The sequence below is a fragment of the Roseivivax sp. CAU 1761 genome (assembly GCF_054482755.1).
In genome coordinates this window covers 34,728-45,240 of record NZ_JBTLRM010000031.1, presented here as the reverse complement: position 1 = coordinate 45,240, position 10,513 = coordinate 34,728, and the positions used below count along the sequence as shown (strand labels likewise).

8 protein-coding genes are annotated in these 10,513 nt (G+C 72.3%); 5 read left to right on the top strand and 3 right to left on the bottom strand.

The features are described from left to right. Window positions 1-49: 49 nt before the first annotated feature. On the bottom strand, window positions 50-418 hold the full coding sequence (locus tag ACXYMW_RS16045; RefSeq protein ID WP_459036338.1) for a histidine triad nucleotide-binding protein: 369 nt from the start codon (window positions 416-418) through the stop codon (window positions 50-52). Between the two features lie 9 nt (window positions 419-427). Further along, window positions 428-2,005, bottom strand: coding sequence for a DUF5928 domain-containing protein (locus ACXYMW_RS16040; protein WP_459036337.1), 1,578 nt, complete (start codon window positions 2,003-2,005; stop codon window positions 428-430). A gap of 155 nt (window positions 2,006-2,160) precedes the next feature. Here ACXYMW_RS16040 and ACXYMW_RS16035 point away from each other — a divergent pair, with 155 nt between their 5' ends. Next, entirely contained in the window at window positions 2,161-2,979 is an 819-nt protein-coding gene (locus ACXYMW_RS16035) for a sulfotransferase family protein (RefSeq protein ID WP_459036336.1), read from the top strand. A gap of 12 nt (window positions 2,980-2,991) precedes the next feature. Here the strand turns inward: ACXYMW_RS16035 and ACXYMW_RS16030 are convergent, their stop codons facing one another. Then, window positions 2,992-3,582, bottom strand: a complete 591-nt coding sequence (locus tag ACXYMW_RS16030; RefSeq protein ID WP_459036341.1) for a DUF1285 domain-containing protein — start codon at window positions 3,580-3,582, stop codon at window positions 2,992-2,994. A gap of 72 nt (window positions 3,583-3,654) precedes the next feature. Here ACXYMW_RS16030 and ACXYMW_RS16025 point away from each other — a divergent pair, with 72 nt between their 5' ends. The 4 genes from ACXYMW_RS16025 to ACXYMW_RS16010 are packed head-to-tail and all read left to right on the top strand — an operon-like array spanning window position 3,655 to window position 10,377. Continuing rightward, window positions 3,655-4,662 (top strand): AAA family ATPase, encoded by a 1,008-nt coding sequence (locus tag ACXYMW_RS16025; RefSeq protein ID WP_459036335.1) that lies wholly within the window; start codon window positions 3,655-3,657, stop codon window positions 4,660-4,662. Then, a complete protein-coding gene (locus ACXYMW_RS16020; protein ID WP_459036334.1) occupies window positions 4,659-5,534 on the top strand; it encodes a DUF58 domain-containing protein in 876 nt (291 codons plus the stop codon). The genes ACXYMW_RS16025 and ACXYMW_RS16020 overlap by 4 nt, the downstream gene beginning before the upstream one ends. Then, entirely contained in the window at window positions 5,531-8,338 is a 2,808-nt protein-coding gene (locus tag ACXYMW_RS16015; protein WP_459036333.1) for a DUF4159 domain-containing protein, read from the top strand. Before ACXYMW_RS16020 ends, ACXYMW_RS16015 begins: the two co-directional genes overlap by 4 nt. Further along, window positions 8,335-10,377 carry a hypothetical protein gene (locus ACXYMW_RS16010; protein ID WP_459036332.1) on the top strand — a complete coding sequence of 681 codons (2,043 nt, stop codon included), beginning with the start codon at window positions 8,335-8,337 and terminating at the stop codon, window positions 10,375-10,377. Before ACXYMW_RS16015 ends, ACXYMW_RS16010 begins: the two co-directional genes overlap by 4 nt. The last annotated feature ends 136 nt before the right edge of the window (window positions 10,378-10,513 follow it).

The following is a 10,513-nucleotide window of genomic DNA, read 5'->3' as shown; positions in this document are numbered from 1 at the left end:
GCCGCGGCGCGCCGGGGCGGCGTGAACCTGGCCGCCGCCCGGCTGCGCCTCAGGCCGGGGCCAGCATCCGGCCGAGCGGGCGGCCGCCGAGGATGTGGACGTGCAGGTGCGGCACTTCCTGCACCCCGTTGCGCCCGGCATTGGAGATCAGCCGGAAGCCCTCCGGCCCCACCCCTTCCATCTCGCAGACCTGGGCCACGGCGCGGGTGAAATCGACGATCTCGGCCTCCGAGGCCTCGCGGGCGAACTGGTCGTAGGTGGCGTAGGCGCCCTTCGGGATCACCAGCACGTGCACCGGCGCCTGCGGACGGATGTCGCGGAAGGCGAGGCTGTGCTCGGTCTCGAGCACCGTGTCGTTGGGGATCTCGCCGCGCAGGATCTTGGCGAAGATGTTGTCGGCGTCGTAGCTCTGGCTCATCGGTCTTCCTCAGTCGTTGAACAGGTTCGGCCTCTCGGCGATCTTCCGCGCGCAGTCGTAGCCGAGCCCCAGGAAGCCCGCCAGCGCCTCGGCATTGGCATGCACCGGCGCGCCCTGGCGCAGCCGCCACAGATGCGCGAAGCCGGCGCTCCGGATGCGGTCGGTCTGGTGCAGGAACTCGCGGCGCAGCGCTGGCAGCAGCTCCGCCACGGTGGCCGCCGGGCTGCGCGCGCCGATCAGGCCGGTGCGCTCGGCATGGCCGCGCAGGAAGCCGTCGTCGTAGGCGCAGTCGATCTCGAGGATGCGGGTCTCGGCGCGGCCGCGGGCGAAATCCTCCAGCAGCGCGAAGCTGCCGGGATCGATGCAGATCACCAGCCGGGTGCTGCCGGCCGCGTCGTAGAGCATGCGCAGCAGCGCCCTGCGGTGGCGGTGGCGCTTCTCGAGGCTGGTCTGCAGCCCGCCCAGATCGGGCAGCGGCGTGGCCTCCTCGTCGAACAGGTAGTCGTAGCAGGGCAGCCCGGTCCGGTCGCGGATCAGCCCGACCAGGCGCTTTCCGACATGCCATTTCTTGCAGACCAGGATCAGCAGGTCGCGGTCGCGGCCGAGGCTGCTCTCGGTCTCCCAGAAGCGCGGCGCGTGGCGGCGGCCGCGGCGCCCCTGCCCGGTCAGGAAGGCATGCAGCGCCGGGCCGCCGCCGGAGACCTCGAACCGGGTGCCCTCGGCGGCGTAGAGCACGCCCAGCCGGCGCTTCAGTTCCTGGGCCTCGGGGCTGATCTTGCGTGCGAAGAGGTAATCCTGCGCCACCAGGAAGTCGTAATGGTCGTTGTGGAAATTCACCGGCATGCCGTAATCGGTGAAGAGCAGGAAGGTCGGCGTGCGGCTCTCGATCTCGGCCGCGGGGACGAGATGGCGCACCAGCGTCTGGAAGAAGGTCTCGTCGGGGATCCAGGTGGTGCGGAAGAAGCGCAGCACGTCGCGGCGGGCGGCGGCGAAGTCGAGGATGCGCGTTAGCGTGGCGCGGCGCAGGCACCACCACTGGCTGCCGATCATCATCTCCAGACCGTCCGGCACCCGGCGCCTCAGGCCGAGCCGTTTCTGGACCTCGTAGGCGGCGTAGAACAGCCGCCGGTGCCGGCGCTCGTTGAAGACGTGGCGGTAGATCAGGCGCTCGTCGCGCCAACCGGTCTTGATCCAGCCTGAGGTGAAGTAATCGACGCTCTCGATGTAGTCGCACGCGCGCCGGTCGAGGAAGGCATGGGCGTATTCCGCCGACTTGATGGTCATGCAATCGCCCGAGAGCAGGTAGAAATGGCTGGCCCGCGGGAACGCCGCGAGCCCGGTCCGGGCAAGCCGCAGGGTGGCCTCGACCAGCGACCACGCGCCCCAGCCGCAGGCCACGCGGCGGCGCAGCAGCGCAATGTTGGGATCGCCGCCCAGCGCCGCCTCGAGGCGCCGGAACTCCGCCGCCGGCGCGCGGCGGTCGTAGTGGATGACGGCGTAATCGCCGACCGCGGTCAGGCTCTGGGCCTGACGGATCACCGCCTCCGGATCCTTGTGGCACAGAAGGAGGAAGGCGATTCTTGCCATGGTCCGGCCGGCCTGCCCTGTAATTACCGGGTTTTTCCAGTTGATAAGGGCAAAGCCGCGGTGAATGAATAGGCGCCGTGAGAATTTCCGGACGCGCGGGCCGGGTGAGGCAGGACAGGCGCCCGCAGACGGCGCCGGCACGGGGGCGCAGGCGGATGGGATTTCCCGGCACCTGGATGACCGAGAGCGGCAGCCTGATCTACCGGGTGGTGCCGAAATGCGCCTGCTCGACGATCGGCCAGATCATGTACCGCTCCGATCACGGCCGGTTTTACGACGGCGACATCCACGACGCCGAGGAGGGGCTGCACAAATGGGGCCGCCCGGACAGCCAGACGCTGATCCGCGCCAACGTGAAGGCGCGCGCGGCGCCGGCCTTCACCTGCGTGCGCAACCCCTATGCGCGCATCCTGTCCTCGTTCTTCGACAAGATCTGCGGCATCCAGCGCAACGGCCGGCGCTACCGCGGCAACCTGGTGCCGCTCCTGGTACAGAAATACGGCATCGAGGTCGGCGGCCCCGACGGAAGCGACGCGTTCGACCAGATCCGCTCGTTCCGCCGCTTCCTGCTCTTCGTGCGCGACACCATCCGCTGGCGCCGCCCGATGGAGCCCGACATCCATTGGTCGGCGATGTCGGGCCATGTCTCGACCTTCATCGTCAATGGCGGCCGCTACGACCGCATCTTCTGGACCGAGCGCTTCGACGAGGGCATGCAGGCCGTGCTCGACGCCGCGCGCACGCCGCATCCGGTGGATCTCGGCGCCATGCCGCGCTTCAACGAGAGCGAGGGCCACGGCCCGAAGCGCGCCCACCCGGTCGAGGCCTATTTCGACGACCTCTCGATGCACCTCGTCTACGAGATCTACAAACGCGACTTCGAGCTCTTCCGCTACGATTTCGAGAACCCCGCCAACCGCCTGCCGGTGGGCGAGATCGACCTCGACGAGGTCCATGCCAAGCTCGGCGACTAGGCTGCGGCGCGCCTAGTCCGGCAGCTCCGCCGACGGGATCATCGGGAAGAACACGCCGTCGGACCAGACCCCGAACCAGCTTGCGCCCGCGTGCTCGGCATGGGCGCCGATTTCCGCCAGCCGGTAGAAGCTCTTGCGGTCGATCAGCGCCTCGAGTTCGTCCCGCACGAGGATGTAGGGCGCGGGCTCGCCGGTCTCGGCATCGCGCTCGACCCGGATCGGGTGGTCCGGCCCGGCCACGGCGCGGTCGCCGACATGGGTGGTGAAGGTCAGGACCTGCTCCCGCCCCGCCCCCGCGACGGCGAAATCGGTGGCCACGAAGGGCGCGTCGTCGACGGTGATGCCGACCTTCTCGACCGGGGTGACGAGGAAGTACTTGCCGTCCTCGCGCTTCAGGATCGAGGAGAACAGCCTGACCATCTCGAACCGTCCGATCGGGGTGCCGAGGTAGAACCAGGTGCCGTCCCGGGCGATGCGCATGTCGAGATCGCCGCAGAACGGCGGGTTCCACTTGTGGATCGGCGGCAGGCCGCGTCCCTTGGCGGCCCGGGCGGCCTCGGCGATCCCCTCGGCGGAGGGCGTCACGGAATTTTGTGTGCCCATTGCTTTTGCCATCTGTCAGCCTCACGATACCTTGCCTGACATTATCATCTAATCGCCGCGGAGAACGTTGTCATGGCCGAGACCGAGGACCTGGTCGCCGAGATCGAGGCGCTGGAGGCAAAGCTCGCCGAGGCGAAACGGGCGATCACGCGCCGGTTCATCGGCCAGGAGCGGGTGGTGGACCTGACGCTGGCGGCGCTGCTCTGCGGCGGCCACGGCTTGCTCATCGGCCTGCCGGGGCTCGGCAAGACCCGGCTGGTGGAGACCCTGTCGACGGTGATGGGGCTCGACGGCAACCGGGTGCAGTTCACCCCCGACCTGATGCCCGCCGACATCCTGGGCTCCGAGGTGCTGGAGACCGGCGCCGACGGCAGCCGCGCCTTCAAGTTCATCGAGGGGCCGATCTTCTGCCAGCTCCTGATGGCCGACGAGATCAACCGCGCCTCGCCGCGGACCCAGTCGGCGCTGCTGCAGGCGATGCAGGAAAAGCGCGTCACGGTGGCCGGCGAGACCCGCATGCTGGACGCGCCGTTCCACGTTCTCGCCACCCAGAACCCGATCGAGCAGGAGGGCACCTACCCGCTGCCCGAGGCCCAGCTCGACCGCTTCCTGGTGCAGATCGACGTCGCCTATCCCGACCGCGGCACCGAGCGCGACATCCTGCTGGCCACCACCGGCATCGAGGACGCGCAGGCCCACCAGGTCTTCGACGGCCCGTCGCTGATCGCCGCGCAGCACCTGCTGCGGCGCATGCCGGTGGGCGACAGCGTGGTCGAGATGATCCTCGACCTGGTGCGCGCCTTCCGGCCCTCCGACCCCTCGGCTCCGGACCGGGTGCGCGACGTGGTGGCCTGGGGGCCGGGCCCGCGCGCGGCGCAGGCGCTGATGCTCACGGTGCGCGCCCGGGCGTTGCTGCAGGGCCGGCTCGCCCCCTCGCCGGAGGACGTGCTCGACATGGCCCGCCCGGTGCTCGTGCACCGCATGGCGCTGACCTTCTCGGCCCGCGCCCGCGGCGAGGATCTGGGCGTCCTGATCGACGAGGTGGCGGACGGGCTGTCGCGCACCGAGGCGGCTGCGTGACCCAAGCCCCGGTCCTGCGCCAGCATGCCGAGGAGGAAGCCAGCACTCTCCCCGCCCTTCTCGCCCGGGCCGACCATCTCGCCGGGACGGTGCTCCTAGGCGAGCACGGGCGACGGCGCGCCGGGCTCGGGGACGATTTCTGGCAGTACCGCCCGCTGCAGCCGGGCGACAGCTATCGCGCCATCGACTGGCGCCGCTCGGCGCGCGGCGACGCGCAATATGTCCGCGACCGCGAATGGCAGATCGCGCAGAGCGTGCTGGTCTGGGTCGACCGCGCCGCCTCCATGCGCTTCGCCTCGCACCGCGACCTGCCGCAGAAGGCCGACCGGGCGCGGCTCCTGGCGCTGGCCGCCGCCATCCTGCTGATCCGCGGCGGCGAACGCGTCGGGCTGACCGGCTGGAGCCTGCCGCCGCGCAGCGGCCGGGCGCAGATCCTGCGCCTCGCCGAGGCCTTCGCCGAACCCGCCGAGGAGGATTACAGCGCCCCCGAGGCACGCGGCATGCTGCCCCATGCGCGGGCGCTCTTCGTGTCGGATTTCCTGGGCGACATCGCCCCGGTCGAGGCGGCGCTGACCAAGGCCGCCGACCGCGGCGTGCGCGGCGTCCTGTGCCAGATCCTCGACCCCGCCGAGGAGGCCTTTCCCTTCGAGGGCCGGACCATCTTCCAGTCGGTGGGCGGCACGCTGGCGCACGAGACGCTGAAGGCCGGCGAACTGCGCGGCCGCTACCGCGACCGGCTGGCGGCGCGCAAGGACCGGCTCGAGCATCTCTGCCGGCTGACCGGCTGGCAGTATGAATGCCACCATACCGGCGACAGCGCCCAGGCGGCGTTGCTGTGGATCTGGCGGGCCATGGACGGGAGCCGGCGATGACGGTTCTGGGCGGCATCGGCTTCACCGCGCCCTGGCTGCTGCTGGGGCTCCTGGCGCTGCCGCTGCTCTGGCTGCTGCTGCGCGCGGTGCCGCCGGCGCCGGTGCGGCGGCTGTTTCCCGGCGTGGTGCTGCTGCTTGGCCTGAAGGATGAGGAGCAGGTCAGCGACCGCACGCCGTGGTGGCTGCTGCTGTTGCGCATGCTGGCGGTGGCGGCGGTGATCCTGGGCCTCGCCGGCCCGGTGCTGAACCCCGAGGAGGATGCCGCCGCGGCCGGGTCCGGGCCGCTGCTGGTGGTCAGCGATGCCAGCTGGGCCAGCGCCGCCGACTGGCCGGCCCGGCAGGCCGCGCTCGAGGCCCTGCTCGCCCGGGCCGGGCGCCAGGACCGTCCGGTGGCGCTGTTGCGCCTCAGCCAGCCCGAGGCGCCGGTCTTCCAGTCCGCCACGGTGCTGTCCGGCCGGCTGGCCGGGATCGCCCCCAACCCGTGGGAGCCCGGCGACGACCAGATGGCGCGCGCCGCCGAGATGCTGCCCGAGGGCGGCTTCGACACCTACTGGCTGTCGGACGGCATTGCCCGCGACGGCCGCGCCGCGCTGCTCGGCGCGCTGCGGGCGCGCGGCACCGTGACCGTGTTCGAGAGCCCCGAGCCGCTCTTCGCGCTCGCGCCGCCGGTCTTCGAGGACGGCGAGATGACGCTGGCCGCGCAGCGCCTGCGCCCCGGCCCGGAGCGCGAGGTGATGCTGCGCGTGGCCGGCACCGACCCGGCCGGCAACCCCGCCGCGCTGGCCGAGATCCCGGTGGTCTTTGCCGCCGGGGAGGCCGGCGCCGAGGCGGTGCTCGACCTGCCCACCGAGCTGCGCGCCCGCATCGAGCGCTTCGAGATCGCCGGGGGCGAAAGCGCCGGCGCGGTGATCCTCAGCGACGATTCCCTGCGCCGCCGCGAGGTCGCGCTGATCGCCGGCACCGAGAACCGCGAGGGGCTCGAGCTGCTGTCGCCGCTGCATTACCTGGAAAAGGCCCTGAACCCCACCGCCGAGCTCCTGAACGGCGCGCTGAGCGACGTGCTGCCGGCCAATCCCGACGTCATCGCGCTGGCCGATGTGGCGACGCTGGGCGGCGACGCGGAGTCGGTTCTCGACTGGATCGAGGAGGGCGGCACGCTGCTGCGCTTCGCCGGGCCGCGGCTCGCCGCGAGCGAGGTCAGCCGCGCCGAGGAGGATCCGCTGATGCCGGTGCGGCTGCGCGCCGGCGGCCGCACCGTGGGCGGCGCGATGAGCTGGGGCGAGCCCAAGACCCTCGCCCCGTTCGACGCCGACTCGCCCTTCTTCGGGCTCGAGATTCCCGACGACGTCTCGGTCTCGGCGCAGGTCATGGCGCAGCCCGACCCGTCGCTGGCCGCCCGGGTGATCGCGCATCTTTCCGACGGCACGCCGCTGGTGACCCGCAAGCGCATCGGCCGCGGTCAGGTCGTGCTGTTCCATGTCAGCGCCAATGCCGAATGGTCGTCGCTGCCGCTCTCGGGCCTGTTCGTGGAGATGCTGGAGCGGCTGGCGATCTCGGCCATGCCGGCCCAGCCCGAAGCCGAGGACCTGGCCGGCACCACCTGGCAGCCCGATGCGGTGCTCGACGCCTTCGGCACGCTGCGCGATGCCGGCACATTGCCCGGGGTCGACGGCGCGGCGCTGGCCTCGGCGCCGCTCGGCCCGGACCTGCGGCCCGGCCTCTACCGCGGCGAGGATCGCAGCCTGGCCCGCAACGTCATCGCCCCCGACCGCACCCTCGCCGCCGCCGCCTGGCCCGAGGGCGTCGCCGTGGAGGGGCTGGAGGGGCCCGAGGCGCAGCCGCTGGCCGGCTGGCTGCTGGCGCTGGCCACGCTGATGCTCTTTGCCGACGTGCTGGCGGCGCTGGCCCTCAGCGGCCGGCTGCGCGGCGCCCGCGCCGCGCCGATGGCGGCGCTCCTGCTGGCGGCCGGGCTGGCGCTGCCGCAGCCGGCCCCGGCGCAGACCGCCGATCCGGGCGCCGATCCGGGCGCCGACGCGCCGGCGCCGGATGACCGCTTCGCGCTCGCCGCCACCTCGGAGCTGACCCTGGCCCACGTCCTGACCGGCAATGACGCGGTGGACGACCTCGCCGCGGCGGGCATGCGCGGGCTGGCGCAGGTGCTGCTCTACCGCACCTCGGTGGAGCCCGGCGCGCCGATGGGGGTCGATCTGGAAAGCGACGACCTGGCCTTCTTCCCGATGCTCTACTGGCCGGTCACCGCCGATCAGCCGGTACCCTCGGATGCCGCCTATGCCAAGCTCAACACCTATCTGCGCTCCGGCGGGATGATCGTCTTCGACACCCGCGACGCCGACATCGCGGGCTTCGGCGCCGCCTCGCCGAACGGCCGCAAGCTGCAGGAACTGGCCGCGCCGCTCGACATCCCGCCGCTCGAGCCGGTGCCCGAGGACCACGTTCTGACCCGCACCTTCTACCTGCTGCAGGACTTCCCCGGCCGGCACAGTGGCCGCGACGTCTGGGTCGAGGCGGCGCCGCCCGATGCCGAGCGCGCCGAGGGCATGCCGTTCCGCAACCTCAACGACAACGTCACCCCTGTGGTGATCGGCGGCAATGACTGGGCCGCGGCCTGGGCGGTGAACGAATACGGCCAGCCGACCTCGGCCCTGGGGCGCGGCTTCGCCGGCGAGCGCCAGCGCGAGATCGCCTACCGCTTCGGGGTCAACCTGGTGATGCATGTGCTGACCGGGAACTACAAATCCGACCAGGTCCACGTGCCGGCGCTGCTCGACAGGCTGGGCCAATGACCGGCGCGATCGTCTTCGACCCGCTGCTGCCCTGGGCGGCGATCGCCGCGCTGGCCGGGTTCGCGGCGCTCGGCGCGGCCCTGGCGCTGTGGCGCGGGCTCGCCGGCTGGGCGCTCCGGGCGCTGGCCGGGCTGGTGCTGGTGGCGGCGCTGACCCAGCCGTCCTGGCAGCGCGAGGACCGCGCGCCGCTCACCGACATCGTGCTCATGGTGGTCGACCGCTCGGCCTCGCAGACCCTCGCCGACCGCGCCGGGATCACCGAAGCGGCGGCCACCGAGCTCGAGGCGGCGCTGGCCGCCCGCCCGGACACCGAACTGCGCCGCATCGAGGTCAGTGACGGCGAGGAGGATGCCGGCACCCTCCTGATGAGCGCCGTCTCCGAGGCGCTGGCCGAGGAGCCGCGGGCCCGCATCGCCGGCATCCTGCTGCTCTCCGACGGACGGCTGCACGACCTCGACCGGGCCCCCGACCTGCCGGCGCCGATGCACCTGCTGCTGACCGGCCAGGAGGACGATTGGGACCGCCGGCTGGTGGTCGAGAACGCCCCCGCCTTCGCCATCCTCGACGAGCCGGTGACGCTCACCGTGCGGGTCGAGGATGACGGCGCGGCCCCCGGGCAGGCCACCACGCCGCTCTCGATCTCGGTCGATGGCGGCGCGCCGCAGGATTTCGAGATACCCGTCGGCCAGAGCTTCGATCTGCCGATCACCCTGCCGCATGGCGGCCTCAACGTGATCCAGTTCACCGTCCCCGAGGCCGAGGGCGAGCTGACCGAGCGCAACAATACCGCGCTGGTGCAGATCAACGGCGTGCGCGACCGCCTGCGGGTGCTCCTGGTCTCGGGCGAGCCGCATGCCGGCGGCCGCACCTGGCGCAACCTGCTGAAATCCGACAGCTCGGTCGATCTCGTGCATTTCACCATCCTGCGCCCGCCGGAGAAGCAGGACGGCGTGCCGGTCAACGAACTGTCGCTGATCGCCTTCCCGACGCGCGAGCTGTTCCTCGAGAAGATCGAGGATTTCGACCTGATCATCTTCGACCGCTACAAGCGCCGCGGCATCCTGCCGGCGATCTATCTCGACAATGTCCGGCAATATGTCGAGGCCGGCGGCGCGGTGCTGATCTCGGCCGGGCCGGACTTCGCCTCGGCGGATTCGCTGTCGCGCTCGCCGCTGGGCGAGATCCTGCCCGCCGCCCCCACCGCGCGGGTGATCGAGCAGGGCTACCGTCCCGAGATCACCGAGCTCGGGCAGCGCCACCCGGTGACCGCCGGGCTCGGCGATCCCGACAGCTGGGGGCGCTGGCTGCGCCAGGTCGATCTCGATCCGTCGGGCGGCGCCGAGGTGGTGATGTCGGGCCTCGACGGCCGGCCGCTGCTGATCCTCGACCGGGTCGGCGAGGGCCGGGTGTCGCTGCTGGCCTCGGACCAGGCCTGGCTCTGGTCGCGCGGCTTCGAGGGCGGCGGCCCGCAGCTCGATCTGCTGCGGCGGCTGGCGCACTGGATGATGAAGGAGCCCGAGCTCGAGGAGGAGACGCTGCTGGCCGAACCCGGCGGCCAGACCATGCGGATCATCCGCCGCACGCTCGCGGACCAGGTCGGCGCGGTCACCGTCACCCGGCCCGATGGCGGGACCGAGGAGGTGACCCTCGAGGAGGTCGCGCCTGGCCGCTTCGAGGCGCTCTATACCGGCCCCGAGATCGGCCTCTACCGGCTCGCCGAGGGCGACCAGGAGGCGGTGGTGGGCCTCGGCCCCGCAGCGCCGCGGGAATTCGAGCGCACCATCGCCTCGGGCGCCGCGCTGAAGCCGGTGATCGACACGATGCGCGGCGGCGTGGCGCGGCTCGAGGACGGCGTGCCGACGATCCGCGAGGTGTCGCTCGGCCGTCCGGCGGCCGGCCGCGGCTGGATCGGCATCGCCCCGCGCGAGGCCTACGAGACCCTGAACGTCACCCAGGTGCCGGTGCTGCCGGCCTGGCTGGTGCTGGTGCTGGCGGCGGCGCTGATCCTCGGCGCCTGGCTGCGCGAGGGCCGGCGCTGAGCTCCGGCCCCCCGGGCCCACCGGAGACCGGGCGCCGACAGGCCACGCGGGCCGCCCCCACCCCCCGGGCCCGCCGGGCGCCGGCGCCTCCCGCCCCGCGCCCACCGGAGACCGGCGGCGCCAGCCGCCGTGCGAC